The 23,353-nt window shown below is 38.4% G+C and carries 18 protein-coding genes; 10 read left to right on the forward strand and 8 right to left on the reverse strand.

Annotated elements, in window-relative coordinates:
- The first annotated feature begins 228 nt into the window (after nucleotides 1–228).
- The gene (locus tag H6G74_RS12270) at nucleotides 229–813 is read left to right on the forward strand and encodes a pentapeptide repeat-containing protein (RefSeq protein ID WP_190967938.1); all 585 of its coding nucleotides are present in this window, start codon (nucleotides 229–231) and stop codon (nucleotides 811–813) included.
- 361 nt (nucleotides 814–1,174) lie between these two features.
- Here the strand turns inward: H6G74_RS12270 and H6G74_RS12275 are convergent, their stop codons facing one another.
- Entirely contained in the window at nucleotides 1,175–2,032 is an 858-nt protein-coding gene (locus H6G74_RS12275; protein WP_190967939.1) for a DUF4114 domain-containing protein, read from the reverse strand.
- A 345-nt stretch (nucleotides 2,033–2,377) separates the two neighbouring features.
- Entirely contained in the window at nucleotides 2,378–2,680 is a 303-nt protein-coding gene (yidD, locus tag H6G74_RS12280; protein ID WP_190967940.1) for a membrane protein insertion efficiency factor YidD, read from the reverse strand.
- Between the two features lie 62 nt (nucleotides 2,681–2,742).
- Here yidD and H6G74_RS12285 point away from each other — a divergent pair, with 62 nt between their 5' ends.
- The 9 genes from H6G74_RS12285 to uvrC all read left to right on the forward strand — a co-directional run bounded on the left by H6G74_RS12285 (nucleotide 2,743) and on the right by uvrC (nucleotide 18,075).
- The gene (locus tag H6G74_RS12285) at nucleotides 2,743–3,450 is read left to right on the forward strand and encodes a diacylglycerol/polyprenol kinase family protein (protein ID WP_190967941.1); all 708 of its coding nucleotides are present in this window, start codon (nucleotides 2,743–2,745) and stop codon (nucleotides 3,448–3,450) included.
- Between the two features lie 462 nt (nucleotides 3,451–3,912).
- Complete coding sequence (locus tag H6G74_RS31505; RefSeq protein WP_277927148.1) at nucleotides 3,913–4,038, forward strand: hypothetical protein; 126 nt, start codon at nucleotides 3,913–3,915, stop codon at nucleotides 4,036–4,038.
- A 761-nt stretch (nucleotides 4,039–4,799) separates the two neighbouring features.
- Complete coding sequence (locus tag H6G74_RS12290; RefSeq protein ID WP_190967942.1) at nucleotides 4,800–6,620, forward strand: HlyD family efflux transporter periplasmic adaptor subunit; 1,821 nt, start codon at nucleotides 4,800–4,802, stop codon at nucleotides 6,618–6,620.
- Between the two features lie 68 nt (nucleotides 6,621–6,688).
- Nucleotides 6,689–8,863 carry a peptidase domain-containing ABC transporter gene (locus tag H6G74_RS12295; protein WP_190967943.1) on the forward strand — a complete coding sequence of 725 codons (2,175 nt, stop codon included), beginning with the start codon at nucleotides 6,689–6,691 and terminating at the stop codon, nucleotides 8,861–8,863.
- Between the two features lie 320 nt (nucleotides 8,864–9,183).
- Entirely contained in the window at nucleotides 9,184–9,411 is a 228-nt protein-coding gene (locus tag H6G74_RS12300; RefSeq protein WP_190967944.1) for a hypothetical protein, read from the forward strand.
- A gap of 175 nt (nucleotides 9,412–9,586) precedes the next feature.
- The gene (locus tag H6G74_RS12305; RefSeq protein WP_242051210.1) at nucleotides 9,587–14,953 is read left to right on the forward strand and encodes an AAA family ATPase; all 5,367 of its coding nucleotides are present in this window, start codon (nucleotides 9,587–9,589) and stop codon (nucleotides 14,951–14,953) included.
- Nucleotides 14,954–15,307: 354 nt separating this feature from the next.
- Entirely contained in the window at nucleotides 15,308–15,448 is a 141-nt protein-coding gene (locus H6G74_RS12310; protein WP_190967945.1) for a hypothetical protein, read from the forward strand.
- 88 nt (nucleotides 15,449–15,536) lie between these two features.
- On the forward strand, nucleotides 15,537–15,911 hold the full coding sequence (locus tag H6G74_RS12315) for a hypothetical protein (protein WP_190967946.1): 375 nt from the start codon (nucleotides 15,537–15,539) through the stop codon (nucleotides 15,909–15,911).
- Between the two features lie 286 nt (nucleotides 15,912–16,197).
- Nucleotides 16,198–18,075, forward strand: a complete 1,878-nt coding sequence (gene uvrC / locus H6G74_RS12320; RefSeq protein ID WP_190967947.1) for an excinuclease ABC subunit UvrC — start codon at nucleotides 16,198–16,200, stop codon at nucleotides 18,073–18,075.
- A 16-nt stretch (nucleotides 18,076–18,091) separates the two neighbouring features.
- On the opposite strand, the gene H6G74_RS31165 is transcribed toward uvrC, so the two are convergent.
- The 6 genes from H6G74_RS31165 to H6G74_RS12350 form a co-directional block, all read right to left on the reverse strand.
- Nucleotides 18,092–19,204, reverse strand: a complete 1,113-nt coding sequence (locus H6G74_RS31165; RefSeq protein WP_190967948.1) for a hypothetical protein — start codon at nucleotides 19,202–19,204, stop codon at nucleotides 18,092–18,094.
- A gap of 8 nt (nucleotides 19,205–19,212) precedes the next feature.
- On the reverse strand, nucleotides 19,213–20,283 hold the full coding sequence (locus H6G74_RS31170; RefSeq protein ID WP_190967949.1) for a DNA cytosine methyltransferase: 1,071 nt from the start codon (nucleotides 20,281–20,283) through the stop codon (nucleotides 19,213–19,215).
- A gap of 193 nt (nucleotides 20,284–20,476) precedes the next feature.
- Nucleotides 20,477–20,920: a hypothetical protein gene (locus tag H6G74_RS12335; protein WP_190967950.1), complete on the reverse strand. Its 444-nt coding sequence runs from the start codon at nucleotides 20,918–20,920 to the stop codon at nucleotides 20,477–20,479.
- Nucleotides 20,921–21,144: 224 nt separating this feature from the next.
- Nucleotides 21,145–22,080, reverse strand: coding sequence for a PrsW family glutamic-type intramembrane protease (locus H6G74_RS12340; RefSeq protein ID WP_190967951.1), 936 nt, complete (start codon nucleotides 22,078–22,080; stop codon nucleotides 21,145–21,147).
- Nucleotides 22,073–22,993 (reverse strand): class I SAM-dependent methyltransferase, encoded by a 921-nt coding sequence (locus tag H6G74_RS12345; RefSeq protein WP_190967952.1) that lies wholly within the window; start codon nucleotides 22,991–22,993, stop codon nucleotides 22,073–22,075. The genes H6G74_RS12340 and H6G74_RS12345 overlap by 8 nt, the downstream gene beginning before the upstream one ends.
- A gap of 128 nt (nucleotides 22,994–23,121) precedes the next feature.
- Nucleotides 23,122–23,313 (reverse strand): hypothetical protein, encoded by a 192-nt coding sequence (locus H6G74_RS12350; protein ID WP_190967953.1) that lies wholly within the window; start codon nucleotides 23,311–23,313, stop codon nucleotides 23,122–23,124.
- Nucleotides 23,314–23,353 lie beyond the last annotated feature (40 nt).

The following is a 23,353-nucleotide window of genomic DNA, read 5'->3' on the forward strand; positions in this document are numbered from 1 at the left end:
GCTATATCCCTCCTATAAACAGGAACTATAAACACATAACTGAGAATTTGTTGTACTTTTGTAACGTTTTTGTTATATTTCTTTACAGATGGTTGTACAAAACAATTCACATCCAGTCAAGCATTTGCCCTCAGACTTTCATTGCAAAGTCAGTTCATGCGTACATTTGTTAACCAATTAATTCCACTAAATCGAGTTAAGTAAATGATCATTTGGAAGGCAGGCTGTATGGACACTGATGAACTTCTCAGGCGCTATCAGGCAGGAGAGAGAAATTTCACACAGGTTTGCCTGCATTCAGTTAATCTGAGTGAAGTATGTTTAGCTGGGATTAACTTAGATAGCGCCAGCTTAGTCAACGTCACTTTATCTCATTCCAACCTGAGTGGAGCCAACCTCATAGAAGCAAACTTGGCATTGTCTTGTCTTTGGCGAACTAACTTTAGTGGTGCCAAATTAATTTGGACAAACCTCAAAGCTGCTAACTTAATTCGTGCCAACCTGAGTAACGTAGACTTACACAAAGCATCTCTACAGAAATCAGACCTACGTTTAGCTAATTTACACAATGCTGACCTCAGTGGTGCAGATTTAAGCGGTGCAGATTTGAGTTACGCCAACCTCTGTGGTGCTAACTTAGCAGGAGCCAATCTTCACGGTGCAAACCTTACGGGAGCTAACTTGAGCAAAGCCGACTTGAGTTATGCTGATCTCCATAAAACCATCTTGTACAAAGCCGATCTCAGTGATGTTGATTTGTCACAAGTTAACTTGAAAACAGTTGATTTATATGAAGTGCTGGCTAGTCAATGACTGCGGAAATGTCAGTTGATATCAAGAAAGAAACTGAGGTTTGATAGTGCGGACAAGCTTAATGAAAATAAGCGATCGCTTTCTCGGAGTTGATTAAGCGATCGCTTGGATTGTATACTGGCAGATACGAAAATATTTGAAAAAGTACGCAAAAAATTCAGTATCTTTTGATAGTTCAGAACAAAAAGGTTATTTACTGACCCTGAAACAGTAGTGAAATTATAAGCTTGTAAATCGATATTGATAGATGCGCCCTTGATATAGGCATCAAGTTATTGATTTATACCGATTGGAAAAATGGTTGTGACGAATTGAAGCTTCAAAAGCTCACTAATCAAGCTGTTAACAATCAAAAATGCTATTAGCTGTTAGCTTTTTTCAGAGAACGGCGACGAGTTTTGAGTACACCAACTGCACCTATACCAACTAAGGCCAAGGTTGCAGAAGGTTCTGGAACACTAACACCTTTTGTTAATGCAGTAGCATTTCTAGAACCAATATCTATGGCAAAAACGACATCATTATAATCTTTATCGCCGCCTCCCCATAAATCTTCATAACCCAAAACTAAGAAGTTTTTGTACACATAAGTCATTACGTGTTGCAAACCATCTGGGTTAGTAGCTTCATTTAAGCCAAACACGCCTTTAACAGTTTGCCCTTGTTGGTTTTTGCCAGAGATACCACCATTGATATCATTAGAATGCAATAGGAAATCGAGTGTAGTACCAGCTTGGAATTTGCCTAAGCTAACCCAGTCACCAACTTTTAATGGGCTGTCTTGTTGGGTTTTATTAGCTAAAGCATCGTTAGGATTTGCACAAAACTCTTTAAAATTTTGGAAAGCACTGTCTTTGGTACTACAAGATGTATCGCCAAAGATTTTTCCGGTGGTGACTGTATCACCATAAGTTGCTTGAAAATCTAAACGGTTGCGATAACCACCAGCAGTTTCACCAATAAAGAAGACTTTTGTATCGTGAGCATATTTCAGTGTCAGTTGAGATAAATCAACTTTATGCGCTCCAATTGTCTCAGGGGATAAGTAACGAGATTCTTTGCCCACAAAATCTTTGAAGTCTTGGATATTATCTTTAAACTCAACTGGAGCTTCATTTCTGCTTTGGATGTTAACCGCATTTGCTGGTGTAGCAGAGACCCACAAACCAGTTACTAAAGTTGTTGCAGCGAATAATTTAGTGAACAATGAGCTTTTCATAGCTTGCCTTTTTGAAATCATGAATCCATTTGTAAAAGATTAGCCATGAATGCGTCCAGTTTATTTTAGGAACTTGTTCACTTTTTTATATTGAGGGTATTTAATAAAAACCAATTATAAAACTTATGTATATACACTGGAAATCCAATCATCAACGCTAATTATTTAAAGTGATTCTTAAAGGAATAATTACTGAACAAATACGAAAGTAAAAGTACGCAAATGAAATGTTTATTCATCCGCAAGCATTTATAAATCAAGCTATTTTTCACTTTTTTCCTCACCGGGCAATTAACTGCTTTAGTGGGAAAGCTGTAGAGATTGCGGATGACAGCAAAAGGTTTTTTAGTGATTTCGCGGTTCTGGTTGAGTTTCATTTTCAGACTTCAATTGAGTGTGACCACAACAATCTTGTTGTTTTGTGTCTGATGATGCGATTTCTGGTACTGGGTCATAACCACCGGGGTGGAATGGATGACAACGCAAGATGCGGCGAGTAGCCATCCAACCACCGCGCACTACTCCAAACCTCTCAATTGATTGGATAGCATACATAGAACAAGTTGGCTGAAAGCGGCAAGTAGGGGGAAACAAAGGCGAGATAAACATTCTGTAACCCCGAATTAACCAAATAAATAATAGTTTCATTGCTGATGCCCAAATCTTATAAATTAGAAACAAGGGTAAAAACTTTCTAGGGTGTAAAATCCTTGTTAACTCTGATTCCTGGTTTAACGTCAATTCCACCTTTGTGGCTGCAAATTACCATAGTTGCAGTTTGGGTATTGCTTATCCTCCTAGTTTCATGGTTGGTAAGTCGCTTTGCAACTGATGATTCAGAAATAGTCAGAAAAATCGTGCATATTGGCACTGGTAATGTGATTTTGCTGGCTTGGTGGCTAGATATCCCTGCCAGTGTAGGCATTACAGCTTCGATTGTAGCGAGTATTGTGACCTTGTTATCTTATCGATTGCCAATTCTGCCTGGAATTAACAGTGTCGGTCGTCAAAGTTTAGGAACGTTTTTTTATGCTGTGAGTTTTGGCATTTTAGTTGGGTGGTTCTGGTATTTGCAACAACCCCAATATGCTGCAATTGGAATTATGGTGATGACTTGGGGAGATGGTCTAGCAGCATTGGTTGGTCAACGCTTTGGTAAACATAAGTATAAAGTTTTTGGAGCCAGTAAAAGCTGGGAAGGCTCTTTAACAATGACCTTAGCCAGCTACATTGTGAGTAGTTTGATTTTGCTGGGTGTGCAAGGAAATATCTGGCAGATTTGGGTGGTATCATTGGCTGTGGCGATCGCAGCTACTGGTTTAGAAGCTATTTCCTTTTTGGGTGTTGATAATTTAACTGTTCCTTTAGGTAGTGCCGGTCTAGCCTTTGTATTAATGCAACTATTATCAGGTAAATAAGTAGCAGTCATAAACTGCGTACACAAAAAACTAGTCTTGACCTAGTACAATAAGGCAAAAGTAAAAAGAAATAATAACTGTACCACAAGCCTTTTAGCAATTTCTTATGGTCTATTTATTTAGGCCGACCTGTACTAGTTATAAATTTTCCCGTCTACCTACTTTCTATCCACAGGTGCTTTGATTGTTTTTTGTTTATTAATATTAGCTGAATTTCAATGGTATATCTTATAATATCTTGTCTCTTTAGGGAAGAAACTAGAATTTTTCAGCAATATTTACTATTTTTACTCGTAGAATACTAGGATATCTGGAACACATAAAAGATTTTTTTATATCTGCTGCTAGTAGTAAAACTAAAGTTGTGATTTCTATCTATAGATTTATGATTTCCTGACAAACAGTGCTTATAGTTGGGTACTTAGGTGGTCAAACCACCGAACTTAAGTGAGGCTAACAATCATGTCACATTCACTATTTGTATCAAAGTTGTTGATTGAGGTATCAGATCAACAACAAGAATTAGTTGCTATTCCTATAAAATTTGAGTTGGCTGGTAGTTGTTTTGCCAACCAAAATATTGGCTAGAAGTAGGATGTATAAATGATAAAATCATTGACTTCTACTGATTTGCAATTTCTTGAATAATTCACACAGTATTGCAGAATCTAACTTGCTTAAACGTTGAGTATGGCACAGCCATTTGAAGCGACGCTGTAGTTATGGGCAATTTAATAGCTGCGTGCTTGGTTGTTTCTTTGAGAGTCAACATTAATCATGGTAGAAGCGTTTATGTAATTTTTTCAGCTGGTCAAAGAAAAGATTGCACATATACATGAATTGTGAGAATTATTGGCTGCTTGATTGCGGATGCGAGGCTAAAATTTATGGTATATCAAGTCATTGAATCATTTTTTGCAAACAGCAAAAATAATCGATTATCTTACCTTTAAATGCAGTTTATTCAATTATTTCGACCAAATTAAGAAGAGGGGAGAGGAGACAGTTATTACTCGCTCAACGTAAGTGAGGTTTTTGAGGGAGTCTGAGCATTCTCCTCTGTTTTCTCTCTGTGTTACCCACGTTAGAGATATGAGAAAAGTGATGGTTGTGCTTGCTTGTCACACACTTTTCTCGTCCCCCATAACTAATTATAAAAGATTATTGGGGATGATGTTCTCTTTCTTTGAGAAAGGTAATTTACGAAATAATAGCTCACAGCGATCGCCTTCAAGGCAAACTCTACAATTTGCTTGGTATTTCGTTATATTTGTCAGGCAAAATCCCAGTTATTTTGTCTAACTTTTGATAGTTCTACATATAAATTCCTCAATATAAGGTGCAGTACAGTGAATTTCTTACGCGCTCAGGAAAACTATGCTGACAATAGTTTTAATGACCTGAATCCAGAACAACTCCCTGTATTTGATGTCAATGAATTTCTTCCCAGCATTGGCAAATGGATTGGTGTTGCTGGAAGTGTAATGATTAGTATTTTTGTGCTGGGAGTAACTTTATCTTCAATTCTCAAGTACAATGTCACGGTGAAAGTTCCGGCAACGATTCGACCTTTAGGGGAACTCAAGGTTGTGGAGTCGGCGATTACTGGAACTGTGCAGAAAATTGAAGCGAAAGATAATCAAATAATCAAACAAGGCCAAGCGATCGCCTACTTGGATGATGGGCGGCTTCAGAATCAAAAAAGTCAGCTACAAAATACAATTCAAAAAAGTAAATTACAACTGGGTCAAATTGATGCACAACTGAGTCAAATTAATATGCAGCTGGCGGCACAAACTGAATTAATGAACCAGACGATTTTCGCGGCGCAAGCAGATTTAAGTGGAACTGAACGCAACTATCAAGACCAGCGAATTAAAGCTTTAGCGGAAATGACGCAAGCAGAATCAACGTTAACGATCGCAAAGTTACAAAAAGACAGATTACGGCGCGAAAAACTGCTAACTACGACTGTGCAAGAAACCGAAGCCGCCTTGACATTAGCAAGAGTGCAACGCGATCGCTTGCAGCGCGAAAAATTATTCCAATCAACTGTGCAGGAAGCAGAAACCGCCTTACAAATCGCCCAAAAACAAAAAGATAGATTGCAGCGAGATCAACTGTTAAAAACTACAGTGCAAGAAGCAGAAACCGCCTTGCGAATAGCTAAGTTACAACGCGATCGCCTACAGCCAATAGTCGCATTGGGAGCCGTTTCACTCAATTTATTTGAGGAAAAAATTCAAGCAGTTAAATCTGCGGAAGCTAGGTTAGCACAAGCCAAAGCCAACGCTAAAAATAGTTTAGAAGAAAAAGAACAAGCGGTAATTTCGGCAAAAGCGAAACTCGCACAAGCTCAAGAAAATGCTAAAAATAGCCTAGAAGAAAAACAATTGGCAGTTAAAGCAGCCGAAACGAAGTTAGAGCAAGCCAAAGCCAACGCTAAAAATAGTTTAGAAGAAAAAGAACAAGCCCTCACAATTGCCCAAACAAACTTAATCAAGGCGCAAACTGCCATTAATCCGAGTGATTCGCCTGTAGCTGTCGCACTTGTCCGCATTCAGCAAGAACAGGCGAAGAAACAAGCAGATTTAGCGGCGTTGAAAAAAGAAAGAGAAACTTTACTCCAGCAGCGCCTAGAATTTCAAAAGCAAGTAGACACGACGCAAAAAGAACTACAACAAACCGAAAATGATTTAAATAAAACGGTGATTCGCGCACCGAGTGATGGAATTTTGTTGCAATTTAATTTACGCAACCCTGGACAAGTTGTCCAACCCAGTGAAGCGATCGCGCAGATTGCACCTTTAGATGCAACATTACAAATCAAAGCCAGAGTTCCCGCGCAAGATATCGATAAGGTAAAACCAAATCAACAAGTACAGATGCAAGTTTCGGCTTGTCCTTATCCAGATTACGGCACACTCAAGGGTACTGTCACCACAGTTGCACCCGACGCTTTAGCTGTGGAGAAAAACGCTGCATTACCGACTGTGCAACCACCGCCAGCTTATGAAGTGACAATTGTACCGCAAACTTTATCTGTTGCTAGGGGCGATCGCCAGTGTCATCTCAAACCTGGAATGGAAGGACGCGCTGATATTATTTCTCGCCAAGAAACCGTTATGCAGTTCATTCTGCGAAAAGCGAGATTAATTGCAGATATTTAAAAGAATTCAGGAGTCAGAATTCAGAATTCAGAATCAAAAAAATTCATCTTTCTGCATTACAAATTATCATGTTTGGTCTATTCAAATTTAAACACCAAAAAAAATACGAGTGTGTTTTACAATCCAGTGAAGAAGATTGTGGAGCAGCTTGTTTAGTTTCTATTTGCAAACATTACGGACGCTTCTTGAGTATGAGTAAAAGCCGAGAAGCGGTAGGAACTGGACAGTTAGGCACAACTTTACTGGGATTAAAACGCGGTTCTGAGACTTTGGGATTTAATACTAGAGCCGTCAAAGCCGCACCAGCAATTATGGATAGAATTACAGAAATCCATTTACCCGCCATTATCCATTGGCATGGTTATCACTGGGTTGTGCTGTATGGTAAGCGAGGGAAAAAGTATATTGTTGGTGATCCGGCTACAGGCTTACGTTATATTAGCCGCGAAGAATTAGCCATTGCATGGAATGGAGTCATGCTCTTACTAGAGCCTGATTTGACTCGCTTTTTTGTGCAGTTTCAAGAAGAACCAAAGCAGGGTTTTGGTAGGTTTTTTCAGCGTGTATTACCTTATCGAAATTTATTAAGTCAGGTATTACTCATCAATATTGTTTTAGGTGTATTGGCGCTTGGTAGTCCAGTTTTACTACAACTTTTAACAGATGATGTGTTAGTACGAGGAGATACTCAATTACTAGTTGTGATTGTCTCAGCCGTTGTGATTACTAGCTTATTTAGTAGTAGTTTGCAAGCTGTACAATCAATGATGATTGCCCATTTTGGTCAACGGTTGCAATTAGGACTAGTAATGGAGTTTGCCCGCAAAATTCTTCAGTTACCTTTGAGTTATTATGAATCGCGCCGCAGTGGGGAAATTTCGAGTCGATTGCGCGATATTGATGAAATTAATCAGTTAGTATCGCAAATTGTAATTTTATTACCCAGTCAGTTTTTTATCGCGGTAATTTCTTTCAGCATCATGCTTTTTTATAGTTGGACTCTCACACTGGCAGTTATCGTGGTTGCTTTATTAATGACTGGATCTACTTTACCTTTTTTACCAATTCTCCAACAAAAAACTCGCAGTTTGTTGGTTTTGGGTGCAGAAAATCAAGGTGTGTTAGTAGAAACATTTAAAGGCGCACAAGTAATTAAAACGACGAATGCGGCTCCTCAGTTTTGGGATGAATTTCAAAGCCGTTTTGGGCGGTTAGCGCATTTAACTTTTAGTACTATTCAAATTGGGATTATTAACGGAACTGTTGCGAGATTAATTTCTACTATTGGTGGTGTAGTTTTATTAGGTTTGGGTAGTATTTTAGTGATTCAAGGACAGTTAAGCATTGGTCAAATACTGGCTTTTAATGTTTTACAAGTTAATGTTTTGAATTTAATTAACTCTTTAGTTGGTTTTGGTGATGAATATTTCAGATCGCAAACTGCCGTTTCGCGGCTGTTAGAAGTAATTGAAGCGACACCAGAAGTCATTGGTGGGAGTCAAAAACCAACGGTGCAAATCCCGGCTGATGCAGATATTCGCTTTTCCCAAGTTACCTTTCATCATGCGGGGAGAGTGGATTTGTTAGAAGAATTTTCGTTAAAACTTCCTGGTGGTAATGTGATTGCTTTGATTGGCAAATCAGGTTGTGGAAAAAGTTCTTTAGCAAAACTCATTGCTGGTTTGTATGAATTAAATTCAGGAAATATCCGCATTGGTTTTTATAACATCCAAGATATCGCGCTGGATTGCTTACGCCAACAAGTAGTTTATGTACCGCAAGAACCGCATTTTTGGAGTCGTTCAATTGTGGATAATTTTCGCTTAGGGACTCCCCATATTTCCTTTGAGGAAATTGTCAAAGCTTGTCAGATTGCAGATGCAGATAATTTTATTAGTCAATTACCGAATAATTATCAAACTGTATTAGGGGAATTTGGTGCTAATCTCTCTGGAGGACAACGACAAAGATTAGCGATCGCTAGAGGAATTCTCACTAATCCACCTATATTAATCTTAGACGAAGCTACAGCCGGACTTGACCCTGTAAGTGAAGCACAAGTGTTAGATCAGTTGTTAGCATCCCGCAAAGGTAAAACCACAATCTTGATTACTCATCGTCCTAGTGTTGTACATCGTGCTGACTGGATTGTGATGTTAGATAAAGGTCAAGTGCAGTTACAAGGCACACTTGAAACATTTCTTTCTCAAAAAGGAGAACATTTAAAGTTTTTATCTTTTTAAAGTAATTGACTAATTTGTAATTTGTAATTCACTTATCTTACACTTAACTCCGACAAATAAAAATCGCGTTAATTATTGATTTAGCCGTCAAACTGCCCTTAAAAATTCTCAACAAACTCATATTCCCAAATTATTTAATAATTCGGGGATATTGTTATTCATAGTATTGGTATTGATTGGTTTTCCAAATATTTTTAATCCTAAAGAGTGAGTTTGCAGACAAAAAACTATGGCTAAAGAATAATTTATTAAAAGACAAAACAACTAATAATAAAGGCATAGGTTTGATATACCTATAAACTTAAGTGAGGTAAAAAATTATGTCAAATAAATTCATCACATCTAATTTAGTTGTTGACTTATCAACAGCAGAACAGCAGCTTTTATCTGGTGGACAAGGTACTGGAACAACATCAGATGGTCAGCCAACATACGGTGGACAACCTTCAGGCGGTCAATCCACAGATCAATCAGGTGGGTATAACTATCCTACCTACATTTGTCGTCCAGTTTACGGCAATGAAAGCGGCGGGAACGATAATCAATGAATACTGAAAGTTAAGCTTAAATTCGGGTAATTACCCAAAACTCAAAAATTGTTATCTTGGCTCAGTGCGATCGCTACACTGAGCTTTTTAAATTGTTAACAAAAAACTATTACGTAATCTTACCACTTTTAAAAGCGTCCAAACTATACTGGTGAGGCTAAGAAACATAGCTCTAATGCTTGAGCAATCTATGATCGCACTGGAAGGGTACAAAATTTTAAGAGAACTGTATGACAGCCCTCGTTCTCAGGTGTATCAGGGATACCGAGAGTCCGATCGCCAACCAGTCGTGTTGAAATTATTGCGGGAGGAATATCCTACCCCAGAAGCGATCGCAAGGTTTAAACTCGAATACGAACTGACACGCCGCTTTCAAGTTCCGGGAATTATCCAAGCTTACAGCGTCGAAAAATATCAAAATACCTTAGTCTTAGTTTTAGAAGATTTTGGGGGACAACCTCTGCGGAGTTGGCTAACTCAAAATCCCCTGGCGCTGGAAAATTTTCTGCACATTGCAATTCAAGTAGCAGCAGCTTTAGGTGCAATTCACCAGCAACAAATTATTCATAAAGATATTAATCCTGGTAATATTCTGCTCAATCCCGAAACGCGCCAAACCAAAATTATTGATTTTGGGATTGCAACGCTGTTGTCGAAAGAAAATCCGACTGTACTGAACCTAAATATTTTAGAAGGAACCTTGGCTTATATTTCGCCAGAACAAACAGGAAGAATGAATCGGGCGATTGATTATCGCAGTGATTTTTATTCTTTGGGGGTGACGTTTTACGAACTGCTGACGCAACAATTACCCTTTATTAGCGAAGATCCTGTAGAACTTGTTCACAGTCATATTGCCAAACAACCAATTCCGCCTCATAAAATCAATTCCACAATTCCTGTAGTCATTTCGCAATTAGTGATGAAATTACTCGAAAAGACTGCGGAAGAAAGATATCAAAGCGCCTTTGGTTTGCAAGCAGATTTACAACAATGCCTAGATTTGTTGACAACAACAGAGGAAATTCCGCCCTTTGAACTAGGACAAAAAGATATTTCTGATAGATTTCAAATTTCTCAAAAACTTTACGGTCGGGAACAAGAAGTTACCGACTTATTGATGGCTTTTGATCGGGCTAGTCGTGGACAAAGCGAAGTCATGTTGATTGCTGGTTACTCTGGAATTGGTAAATCAGCTTTAGTGCAGGAAATTTATAAACCAATTACGCAAAAACGGGGATATTTTATCGCAGGAAAGTTTGACCAATTTCAACGCAATATTCCTTATAGTTCATTAATTCAAGCTTTTACAGATTTAATTCGCCAACTGTTAACGGCAACAGAAACAGAAATCAATATTTGGCGAGAAAAATTATTAAATGCTTTGGGTGACAATGGTCAAGTCATTATTGATGTGATTTCCGAAGTTGAACTGATTATTGGTAAGCAGCCGCCTGTAGTAGAATTACTGCCCCAAGAAGCAGAAAACCGTTTTAATTTAGTCTTTCAAAACTTTATTACTGTTTTTACCCAAAAAGAACATCCTATAGTAATTTTTTTGGATGATTTGCAGTGGGCGGATGTTGCATCTTTGCAGTTGATTGAATTATTAATGAGTCAGTTAGATAGTAAATATTTATTGCTGATTGGGGCGTATCGAGATCATGAAGTAGATGCAACTCATCCATTGCGGAGTGCGATCGCTACTTTAACCGCCGCCGGAGTCACAATTAATGAAATTGTCTTAACACCTTTAGAATTGCCGCAAATTCATGCACTGCTGAGTGACACATTTAATAGTCACAATTGGGAAAAATTAACTCCCCTGGCACAATTATTACAGCAGAAAACCAACGGCAATCCCTTCTTTATGAATGAGTTTCTCAAGTCGCTGTATACAGAAGGATTGCTGCAATTTGATGCGCTGCGCCGGGAATGGGATTGGCAACTCAGCAAAATTCAAGCGGCGCAAATTACTGATAATGTTGTGGAATTAATGGCGGGTAAAATTCAAAAATTGCCAATTGCTTCTCAGCAAGTTTTACAGTTGGCATCTTGCATTGGCAATCAATTTGATTTAAAAACCTTAGCTATTGTCCAAGAAAAATCTCTGCCAGCAACAGCCGCCGAGTTATGGGAAGCTGTAGAAATGGGGCTGATTTTCCCCCAAGGTAACGACTATCAATTGTTACAAGTAGGCGATCAAGAAGTTGCCGCCAACTTAACAAATTTAGATATTGTCTACAAATTCTTACACGATCGCGTCCAACAAGCAGCCTATTCACTCATTCCTCCCAAAGAAAAACAAGCAGTGCATCTGCAAATTGGGCAATTATTATTGCAGAATATCACCATTGCAGAACAAGAAGAAAAGATTTTTGATATTGTTAACCAATTAAATTTCGGTTGGGAATTAATTACAAATGCACAACAGCGACAGCAATTAGCCCAGTTAAACTTAACAGCCGGAAACAAAGCAAAAGCTTCCGCCGCTTACGAACCTGCTTTACAGTACCTCAAAACAGGAATTAATTGTTTAACAGCAACAAGTTGGCAACAGCAATATTCTTTGACTTTATCTTTACACGAAGCGACTGTCGAAGCTGCTTATTTGGCTGGGGCGTTTGAATATATGGACGAATTAATTGAGGTGGTGTTACGTCACGCCCAAAACACAATTGATCAAGTCCAAGTTTATGCCATCAAAATTCAATCTCTTGTCGCCAGAGATGAATTATTAACAGCCGTAAAATTAGGTTTGCAAGTTCTCAAACTTTTAGGGATTCCTTTAGCGGCTAACCCTGGACAATTGCAAATTCTGTTGGGACTATTAAAAACGAAACTTGCTTTAGCTGGTAGACAGGTACAAAATTTAGCTGATTTGCCCCAACTAACTAATCCCACTAAGTTAGCTGCAATTCATATTTTATCCAGTATTGCTTCTTCAACTTATTTGGCAGCGCCAAACTTATTTCCTTTAACAGTGTTTAAACAAGTGGAACTTTCTGCCATACATGGAAATGCGCCAGAATCAGCTTTTGCTTACGCTACTTACGGCTTGATTTTGTGTGGTGTTGTCGGAGATTTAACCGGGGGATATGAGTTTGGTGAGTTGGCATTAAAACTAATAGAACGCTTAAATGCCAAAAATATGCAAGCCAGAGTATTGTTTGTGGTAAATAGTTTTGTGCGTCACTGGCGAGAACCAATCGCTAATACTTTATCTGCATTGCAAATTGCTTTTCAAGTAGGACGAGACACAGGTGATACTGAGTATGCGGCTTTTTCTGCAAATGTTAGCACTAGTCATAGTTATTTTTGTGGACAAGATTTAAAAGAAGTAGATCAAAGTTTAGCTAATTATTTAGAAGTAATTCAAAAGTTTAAGAAAAAGCCAGTTTTAGATTTAATTCAAATTTATCGGCAGGCGATCGCCAATTTGCAGGGTAAAAATGCCAATCCCTGCGAGTTAGTAGGGGAATTTTATGATATTACAGCCAGCTTACCCCTACATATTGAGACAAATTATCGTACAGCAACTTTTACTGTCTACACTCATTTATTGACATTGAATTATTTGTTTGAAGATTATCAAACGGCTTGGCAAAATGCCGAGTTAGCAATTCCGTATTTAGATGCTGTCGTGGCGTTATTTATCATTGGTTGGTTTTGTTTTTATGATGCTTTGATGCGATTAGCCTTAGTAGCAACTAGTAATTTAACAGAACGGCAAACATTACTCAAACAAGTTACAGCCAATATCAAAAAACTTAAAACTTGGGCGCAATCTGCACCGAGTAACTACAGCCATAAATTAGCTTTAGTCGAAGCAGAATGGCATCGAGTTCATAATGAAACAGCAGAGGCGATCGCTTGTTATGATCATGCCATTAATTTAGCCCAAGAAAACAACTATCCTAACGAAGCTGCTTTAGCAAATGAATTAGCAGCCAAGTTTTATCTTGCCCAAAATAAACAGAAAGTTGCCCAAGGATATATGCAGGATGCTGCCTATCTTTATTTGCAATGGGGCGCAACTGCGAAAGTTAAACATCTGGAAAATCAATATCCCCAACTATTAAACCGCAAGTTAGAAAGAATTACTACCCCGCATCTTTCTACTAAAAATACTAACGCCAGCAGCGTTACAAGTACCAGTGGTTCTGCTTCCCTGGATTTAGTCACAGTGATGAAAGCTTCCCAAGCTTTATCAGGAGAAATTCAGCTAGATAAACTGCTGACTAATTTAATGCAAATTTTAATGGAAAATGCGGGGGCGCAACGGGGATTTTTGTTATTAGAAACCAAAGGTAAGTTTTTAATTGAGGCGCGAGGCACAGTTGAACAAAATAACATTCAAGTCTTAGAATCATTACCGATAGAAAATAGCTCAATACTTTCTGTGGCAATTGTCAATTATGCCATCCGCACTAAAACAAGTGTAGTGTTGAATGATGCCACACGCAAAGGTGAATTTATCCGTGATCCTTATATTCGCCAATTTCAACCGCGATCGCTTTTATGTGCGCCCTTAATTAACCAAGGCAAACTCACTGGTATCATCTATTTAGAGAATAACTTAACCACAGGCGCATTCACCCCTGACCGTTTAGAGTTACTTAACTTACTTTCGACTCAAGCAGCAATTTCTCTCGAAAACGCCCGGTTATACACCGATTTAGCTGCCTTAAACCAAGCTTACGAACGCTTTGTTCCCCGTCAATTTCTTCAATTTCTTAACAAACAAAGTATTGTTGATGTGGAGTTGGGTGATCAAGTCCAACGGGAAATGTCAGTTTTATTTACTGATATTCGCTCATTCACCACTTTATCAGAAACTTTAACCCCCGCCGAAAACTTTCAATTCATCAACTCATATTTGAGTTGTATGGAACCAATCATTATTCAACATAATGGTTTCATTGATAAATATATTGGCGATGCAATTATGGCTTTATTTGCTGGTAATGCTGATGATGCAGTGCAAGCCGGCATTGCGATGTTACAAGCTTTAGTAACTTACAATCAAGAACGGCAAACCCAAGGTAAAACACCAATTCAAATTGGTATTGGTATTAACACTGGTTCGCTGATTTTAGGCACAGTCGGCGGCTTTAATCGCATGGATGGCACAGTAATTAGTGATGCTGTAAATTTAGCCTCAAGAATAGAAGGTTTAACTAAAACATTTAACACACCATTATTAATTACAGACCAAACATTTCAACGTTTGAAAAATTGCGATCGCTCTTATATTCGCATAGTTGGACAAGTAAAAGTCAAAGGTAAAATTACGGCTGTAACTGTTCATGAAGTATTTACCGCCGATGTTCCTGAAATTCGCCAAGGTAAATTAGCAACTACAGAATTATTTAACAGCGCCCTCAAATTTTACCAAGTACAACAATTTAACTTAGCCGCCCAACATTTTCAAGATTGCTTACAACAAAATCCCTTAGATCAAGTCGCACAAATTTATCTCAATCTGTGTCAATCAGAGTTGCCGTTATCAACTATTTTCACGGAAGAGATTAAATTGTGAAAATTTGTTTTTATATAGCAATTCTATCTGAGTTGTGAAAAAGTATTCTTTTTAACGAACCGCAAAGGGCGCAAAGGACACAAAGAAAGAGAAGGAAGAGAAGAAAGAAAATTTTACAAATGATTTAGGATTTTTATATAGCCTTTCCTAGTCTGCTGAGGTACAAATTTATCTGCGTCCATCTGCGTTCATCGGCGGTTAATTATTCTTGTTTGTACTTCACTAGAATGAGAAAGGCTATATATCGATTTGGTATTAAATAAATACTAATAACTGTGGATTTAAAAATCTATATTAAGCTAACTCTAAAATAAACATTATTGTTATGTAAATATAATTACTTACATGATAAATGTGACGGTTCACATTATGAATGCGATTGCTCACATTGTAAATGCGATCGCTCACATCATGAATGTACTGGTTCACATTGTGAATGTAACGACTCACATTCACAATGTATCAGTCTGCAATCAAACTGCACGCTTACATTAAATATTAGCCTAGCTAAAAAATTTATATTACTGATAGATTTTTAGTTGCAATGGGTACGTTAAATATGTATCCTTATACGGAAACATCCATGCCTACCCAAGACATGACACGTCGTTTATCTCGCCAGATAATTATTCAAGACACCACTTCCTTACACGGTTTGCAAACGATTAACAACTATACAACAACCCGCGCTGATGCCACAGAAGACGCTTTGCAGACAGCTTATCAAAAAATGTTAACGTTGCAACAAGTCGAAAATGAAAAACTCACTTTATACCGTGCGGCTACTGATGCGGCGAGGTTAGCCGAGTGGGAATTTCACAACGCAGTGTTAGCCATGAAAGAAGTTGTGCGGGGACAATATGGTTCAGATAGTGATCAAGCGCAAGCCGTAGGATTTAAGAAAAAATCCGACCGTAAACGTCCCGCTCGCAAAAAGTCAGTAGCGATCGCTAGTTAATTAATATATACACATATCTTGCACTAGTACAACAAGGCAAAAGTAAAAAGGCAAAAGGAAAAAGCACTCGGCGATTGAAATCGCGGCTACACAGACAAAACCCGCCTGCGCGGGTTCAAAACCTTGATTTTATATTAGTCCGCGCAGGCGGACTTTGTTTTTCTAGCCGCGAATTTTATTCGTCGGGACTAAGTGCCTATTCTCTTTCATCTTCAAATTCCGCAACGCCCAATTTATTTTTTAAAATAGAGATAGGTAAAAGCGTCAGATTACCAAAAATTTAATTGTGACAACATCTGCTCAAATACTACCACTGGTCAAAGATCCAGAGCGTTTAGAAAATCGATTAGCGGAAATCCCGCCGGAACCCGGTGTTTATTTTATGCGGGATGGCAGCGATCGCATTATATATATAGGTAAGTCACGGAAATTGCGATCGCGTGTGCGTTCTTATTTTCGTGAAGGCTACATCAAAAGCGAACGCATCGCCACAATGGCGAGACAAGTCACAGAAATTGAGTTTATTGTCACCGACACCGAAGCCGAAGCTTTGGCGTTGGAAGCAAATTTAATTAAGCAGCATCAACCATATTTTAATGTGCTGCTCAAAGATGATAAAAAATATCCTTACGTTTGCATCACTTGGTCAGAAGACTATCCCCGCATCTTCATTACTCGCAAACGCCAGCTAGGTAAAGAAAAAGATAAGTTCTACGGCCCTTATACAGATACAGGTTTATTAAGAGAAATCCTCCGCATTAGTAAGCGCATCTTTTCTCTGCGACAACGACCACAACCTTTATTTAAAGACCGTCCCTGTTTGAATTATGACATGGGGCGTTGTCCTGGTGTCTGTCAACAATTGATTTCCCCGTCCGAATATCGCAAAACTGTGCAGAAAGTAGCAATGGTATTCCAAGGTAGAACTCAGGAATTAATTGATATTTTGAGCGAACAAATGCACAAAGCCGCCGAAGCTTTAAACTTTGAATCGGCGGCGCGGATACGTGATCAAATTTCTGGGTTAAAATCTCTGACGGCAGATCAAAAAGTATCTTTACCAGATGATACAGTTTCACGGGATGCGATCGCTTTAGCCGCAGATACACAACACGCCTGCATTCAATTATTTCAAATTCGCGCTGGACAATTAGTCGGACGCTTGGCGTTTGTTGCAGATGCACAAGCTGAACCAGGTGCAATTTTACAACGAGTTTTAGAAGAACATTATCAAACTGCTGATGCGGTGGAAATTCCAACAGAGATTTTGGTACAGTATGAGTTACCCGACACAGAAATATTAGCGGATGTTTTAACTCAGAGGAAGGGTAGAAAAGTCACAATTGTTGCGCCTCAACGCCAAACCAAGGCAGAATTAATTGAGATGGTCGAGCGTAATGCCCAATACGAATTACAAAGAATGCAAAAATTGGGCGATCGCAATAATCAAGCTATGCAAGATTTAGCTGATATTCTCGACTTACCAGAATTACCCCACCGCATTGAAGGTTACGACATTTCCCATATCCAAGGTTCCAATGCGGTTGCTTCTCAGGTGGTATTTATTGATGGTTTACCCGCCAAGCAAAATTATCGCCATTACAAAATCAAAAATCCCACCGTCACAATAGGACATTCTGATGATTTTGCCAGTTTAGCGGAAGTCATTCAACGGCGGTTTCGGAAATATAGCGAAGATTCCCAACTACTACGCGCTGGTAATCCTGACTGGCCTGATTTAATTATGATTGATGGCGGTAAAGGTCAGCTATCATCTGTCGTTGGCGTGTTGCAAGAAATGAACTTACTAGAAGACTTGCGGGTTGTGAGTTTGGCAAAACAGCGCGAAGAGATTTTTTTACCGGGAGAGTCACAACCCTTACCCACCGACGCAGAACAACCGGGAGTACAACTACTTAGAAGGTTACGGGATGAAGCCCATCGGTTTGCCGTGAGTTTCCATCGGCAACAACGCAGTGATAAACTAAAGCGATCGCGTTTAGATGAAATCCCCGGCTTAGGACATCATCGCCAAAAGCAACTATTAGGGCATTTTCGCTCAGTCGATTATATCCGCCAAGCTACACCAGCCCAACTCGCCGAAGTCCCAGGAATCGGCCCACGACTAGCGCAAGAAATCTACGATTACTTTCATCCCGCGTAAACAAGCTGAACTTCTGTTACTCTTCATTCATTAATCCGCCTAAAATTTCATTCCATTTCTCTTTGTGTATTTTTTGTAGCTCATTATCCGACGCTATCAAATAAGAGTATCCCTCAATAAAATCACTAATAGAGTCTATCAATCTTAAATAGTATTTGATTGTTGGGATAATCCCATTCAAAATTACCTGACAACCATGTTCAGACGATATTTGTGTAATCAATTTATTAATTTCTTCTGCTTCTGATTGCTTAATATCTTTTGCAGCAAAAATATAATATCTTCTGGGATTGTATTTAATTATCTTCTCTCTAGCACGATAAACAATTTGTAGAGTTATTTCTTGAACATGTTTTACTTCTATCGCTTCAACAAGATGATTATTTTGATTAAATATTTCAATGTCTCCCGCAGTTCTCGAAGTTCTGTCAGAAGCTGTGTGACTACCTAATTTACCAAGCTTACAAAAACTATATCTAGATATTTCCTTAATTAGAATCTGATAAATAGCATAGAAAGCAATCACTGGTAGTTTTGAACCACCTACAGTTGCATAATTATGGTTAAAATGTTCATCTAAAGCATTAATGACATTTTGTATTGACAATTTCTCTGGATTTGTTAATTTAACAATCTCAACCAAGTTATCATCCTTAGCTGATTTAATAAGCTTCAGCAGCAATTTCAATACATCTTCTGCTTTTTCAGAATGCGTCTGTACAAAATCAATAATATTTAGAAAGGCTATTTTTAAAGATTTAGGGCTTATGTTTCCGTTATAACTTAATGTGTAAGGGTAAGGTTGTTCAAAAGAACGAGTTAACCAACCACTTTCAGCCATTGCAGGTAAGCCTAACTCTGTTAATGTCGGAGTAATGTATTTTGTATCTATACTTCTTCCAGAAAAACCATCCATCATTTCAGCTTGATGATAGCGAATATCTTGAGATGGATGTAAAATTTTATGTACCAAAAGAGTTATTAATACTGTGTGAGCAGCTTTTCGTTTAAAGCAATTCCTCGCAACTTCTGCCACATAATTTTGATATTCTTCAGGTAAAATAATTTGATTAATTTCAACCTTAGCTATATCTTGATAAACTTTTAAAAGTTTTTCTCGATGATTCATTCTTAATATTAAAGAGGTAATTCTAGTTGAATAGGTCGCTCAATATGAAAACTTTTATTATGACTAATATTTTTATCGTTTGTTTCTGAATCATGAAAAAACTGTTTCTTAATTTGATTCGCCAATTCATACATGACTGGTATAGCAACAGAATTACCTATTTGCTTATAACACTCTCCTAAATTACTATGAATTTTAAAACTATTAGGGAACCCCATAATTCTATAGCACTCTCTAATAGTTAATTTCCGCACAGCTTTTTCTTCAGGTATATAAATAAAAAATCTACCGGAAGTCTCTTGAGATGGTATTGTTGGATGTACACCTTTAATAGAATATATTCTATTGGGTTGATGATGCACCCTAGATAAATGTTCTGTATTTGGTCTAACACCTGTTTTCCAAATATTTTTATTACGATAACCTACAAAAATTAACCCAGAAGTTTGTTGTTTTGGGTTTTCTATCATTGTGTAATCTTGAGGATTTAAGTACTCAAAATCTCCTGAAGTACACAAAAATTCTTTGAGAGTAGGAAACGGATAAATTTTTTTGAGCAGCTTAAAATCAAATTTTCTATTTCTCGTAGCAACAAATACTACTCTTTCTCTATTTTGTGGCAAACCAAAATCTTTAGAGTTGAGTATTTCGTAATTTACCACATAACCTATATCTTCTAAGGAATATAATATAGTTTCTAATGTTCTTCCTTGATCATGATGTAATATATGCTTAACGTTTTCAAGTACAACAACAGATGGCTTAATATGTTCAATAATTTCGCAAATATGGAAAAATAGAGTACCTCTAGTATCCTGAAACCCTTTTCTTCTGCCACAAATACTAAAAGGTTGACAAGGAAAGCCTGCTGTCAAAACATCAAAGTCAGGCAAACTTTGTATATCTATATTTCTAATATCATCCGCAGGTATATCTCCAAAGTTATTAAAGTAAACTTGTCTACAAGCCTCATTAATCTCACAGGAGAAAACACACTCATATCCAGCTTTTTCAAAAGATAATCTAAAACCTCCAATGCCAGCAAATAAATCAACAAATTTTAGTTTTGTTTCCTCCATAAGATTATGTAAATACTGTTCTAAACGTCTGAATAAAGCATTATAGCATAATACTATTTTGGATTTGAAATTTTTGATTGTAAGTTAGAGAATATTTTACTGCTGAGATTTTCAGTAATCCGTTTGTCATCATCATTGTTCAAACTTGTGTAAGATAGTGAAAATCTCAGTCAATATAAACTTCGTAAAAGCTTCAAGGTGAAGAAGAGTCGAACTGCATTCTTCTTAATCCGCCTTCAGTTGTACAATCTACCATTTCACTGAGAAACTCAGGATAATATTCTGTATTTCTAATTAACCAGTCAGCAGTTCTAACTTTAGCATTGCTTTGAAACTTACCTGCAACTGGATAAATTTCATTATTTTTCAGTGCCAAAAAACTTTCAACTCTCCCTGAAACCCTGGCATTAGTCTTGTCTTGATAGATTGCTTTAAACCCAGCCATTTTAGTAATAGAAGTACCTTTGTTTAAAGAGCAAGCAGAACCACTCTTGATGTTGGCAGCAATTAATAAGTTATCACTAGTAATAAAAAAGCGCATATTGTTTATTACTGATTCTGTAACTTCAGCACGAGCAGGCAATAAAGCAATAGTTAAACTGGCTAAAGCCATCGGTATGACTAAAAATCTTTTCATTATCTTCAACATTAAATTCTATGTTTCTAATATCTATAAATTTAGCGATGATGACAATCGTAAGATTAGTGAAATTAAAATCAAGGGAAAATGAACCTTCAGTATATTATTATTAAGTCATTTTCATCTTAGATAATATCCAAAATCATCTGCGTGCATCCGCGTCCATTTGCGGTTAATTCCTTTTTAGTATCTGACTGCCAATTTAAACCTCACTCTATAACCTATCCCCCATGACGTAAATACAAATAAATCAACAATGCCAAAATTGCCAAAAATAAATTCCATGAAAAACGACTCAGAATAAAACGCCCAATTTCTGGATAAAAAAAATGTCTCCAACGTAAAGGTTCAATAACTCTAGCTAACAAAAATAATCCAAAAATAGCATTTCCTCCCAACATCAGTCCAAATAACACTAAACCTCTGTGCCATGAGCGAGAAATTAAGATGATGGGTGGTTGCTTCTGTACCCTTCTTAATAATTTTTCTAACCGCCAAAACATCCACAATAAAAAGGGAAATAAACCATAACTGAGAAAGTTAATTGGTACAGCATAACGCCAAGCAATTGATAAAAAATTCACCAGTGCATGACAAACCACAGAATTGATAAAAGCTGAGAAAATTAACTTCTTGTGGTGATGTAATTTGAGATTTGAGGCAAAATAAACTCCTAAAGCATAACCCCAAGGTGCAGAAAACATTGTATGAACTGGTGTACCAATACTCCGGTCAAGAATTGAGGCGGTACCGTGGTAAAGGTAAATCCAGTTTTCTTCGGCGGTAAACCCCAAAGCCACAGCAATGGTAAATAGCAAAATGCTACTGCTGCGGAATCGATATCTGCGTTGGAGATAGATAATGGGGAGAATAACGGCGATGAACTTGCAACCTTCTTCAATGGGGCCGATTTCTATGAGTTGACGTAAGGCTGCGCCAAAAAGCGATCGCTGAATTTGTTGCCAATTTACAATCGAGTTAAATGCAAGTTCCGCCAACCATTGTAAACCCAAGGCAGCACCACCAGAAATTGCCCCGGCTATAAAAAACCACAGCAAACGCAGTAAAGCCGGAGCAAAGGCGACACGGTAATAGTAATAACCTAAAAGTAACAGTGGGGGAATTGCAGCCCAAAGTATTACAGCTAAATTAGTCACGCACCTTAGAAATTACAGTCCGGTGACGGGGGCTATTGCTGGTAATTGTAGGACGTTGGAAACCTACATCCATCAAAGCTTGCTCAATATCCAAAGAAAAGTACTCATCTAAATATGGTTCAGTACTCTTGAGCAAAGTCAAAATGTAGGGAGGCATTTTTTTGTAAATTTCCGATTTGGGATTCATGTCCATAATTGCCAAATGACCACCGGGACGCAACAACCGCCGCGCTTCCGCAAAAATTTGGCGCGTGGGTGCTTGGGGTAATTCATGACAAATCAGAAACAGCGAAACCAAATCAAAAGACGCATCTGGTAGCCCTGTTGATTCGGCTGCGGCATGAAGCCAATTGATCTTAGCTTGACGTTGCTGGGCGCGGTAGTTAGCAACAGCCAGAAAGTAGGGAGACAAATCTAAGCCTGTCACTTTCGCTTCGGGATAAACCTGCTGCAAAGCAAAAGTACTTAATCCTACGCTACATCCCATATCCAGAATGTCGCGTGGTTCCTCAGCCAAAAAAGGTTTGAGAATATTATGATAACTCTGCCGGAGTTGGCGATCGCCTTCAACTTCAGCACCAGGCCAAATCTTCGCGTGAACAGCATGGGCCGCAGGTTCGACTTCAAACGCCGCGTGCCAACTCAGATTGCCCTGTTCGTAGGCATGAAATGAAGTGACATAATAATCTGGATAGGAAAGCTGCGGATTTTGGACTTGCGCTAAATCTATTGACCAATTACGCGCTTTTAGTTTCTCTACTTCCTTTGTCCAAGGCACACCAATTTTTTCAGCGCGTTTAATCATCATTTGCCGGGCTTGGTGCTTGGCGAGGTTCGCTAAAGGCTTAATTGCTAAAATGCCGTTGACCAAGTTAACAGCCCAGTTAGGAGAGTTTTGTACAGCAGCAGTCATAAGTTGATTTGCATTGAACAGCCTTTTTTACTTATGACATAATTCCTGCATGCCAGTCTAGCAATAGTTAAGTTCCGTAACTGAGTTGGGGGTGGGGAATAGGGAGTTGGGAGTAGTGAATAAAAATACTAGCCTCTAGCCCCTCCCACACTTCCCACACTCCCCACACTCCCCACACTTCCCACACTTCCCACACTTCCCACACTCCCCACACTTCCCACACTTCCCACACTCCCCACACTTCCCACACTCCCCACACTCCCCACACTTCCCACACCCCCCACACCCCCCACACTCCCCACACTTCCCACACTTCCCACAGCCCCTACCCATACGTGAGAAATTAGGGTCTAATCCTTC

Source organism: Nostoc spongiaeforme FACHB-130 (assembly GCF_014698475.1).
GTDB lineage: Bacteria > Cyanobacteriota > Cyanobacteriia > Cyanobacteriales > Nostocaceae > Nostoc_B > Nostoc_B spongiaeforme.

Bases quoted from the DNA above. Each gene is read 5' to 3' on its own strand.
- H6G74_RS12295 (WP_190967943.1), top strand. From the start codon at position 6,689: ATGTTTGGTCTATTCAAATTTAAACACCAAAAAAAATACGAGTGTGTT.
- H6G74_RS31505 (WP_277927148.1), top strand. From the start codon at position 3,913: ATGTCACATTCACTATTTGTATCAAAGTTGTTGATTGAGGTATCAGAT.
- yidD (WP_190967940.1), bottom strand. From the start codon at position 2,680: ATGAAACTATTATTTATTTGGTTAATTCGGGGTTACAGAATGTTTATC.
- H6G74_RS12305 (WP_242051210.1), top strand. From the start codon at position 9,587: ATGCTTGAGCAATCTATGATCGCACTGGAAGGGTACAAAATTTTAAGA.
- H6G74_RS31165 (WP_190967948.1), bottom strand. From the start codon at position 19,204: ATGAATCATCGAGAAAAACTTTTAAAAGTTTATCAAGATATAGCTAAG.
- H6G74_RS12335 (WP_190967950.1), bottom strand. From the start codon at position 20,920: ATGAAAAGATTTTTAGTCATACCGATGGCTTTAGCCAGTTTAACTATT.
- H6G74_RS12315 (WP_190967946.1), top strand. From the start codon at position 15,537: ATGCCTACCCAAGACATGACACGTCGTTTATCTCGCCAGATAATTATT.
- H6G74_RS12275 (WP_190967939.1), bottom strand. From the start codon at position 2,032: ATGAAAAGCTCATTGTTCACTAAATTATTCGCTGCAACAACTTTAGTA.
- H6G74_RS12270 (WP_190967938.1), top strand. From the start codon at position 229: ATGGACACTGATGAACTTCTCAGGCGCTATCAGGCAGGAGAGAGAAAT.
- H6G74_RS31170 (WP_190967949.1), bottom strand. From the start codon at position 20,283: ATGGAGGAAACAAAACTAAAATTTGTTGATTTATTTGCTGGCATTGGA.
- H6G74_RS12345 (WP_190967952.1), bottom strand. From the start codon at position 22,993: ATGACTGCTGCTGTACAAAACTCTCCTAACTGGGCTGTTAACTTGGTC.
- H6G74_RS12300 (WP_190967944.1), top strand. From the start codon at position 9,184: ATGTCAAATAAATTCATCACATCTAATTTAGTTGTTGACTTATCAACA.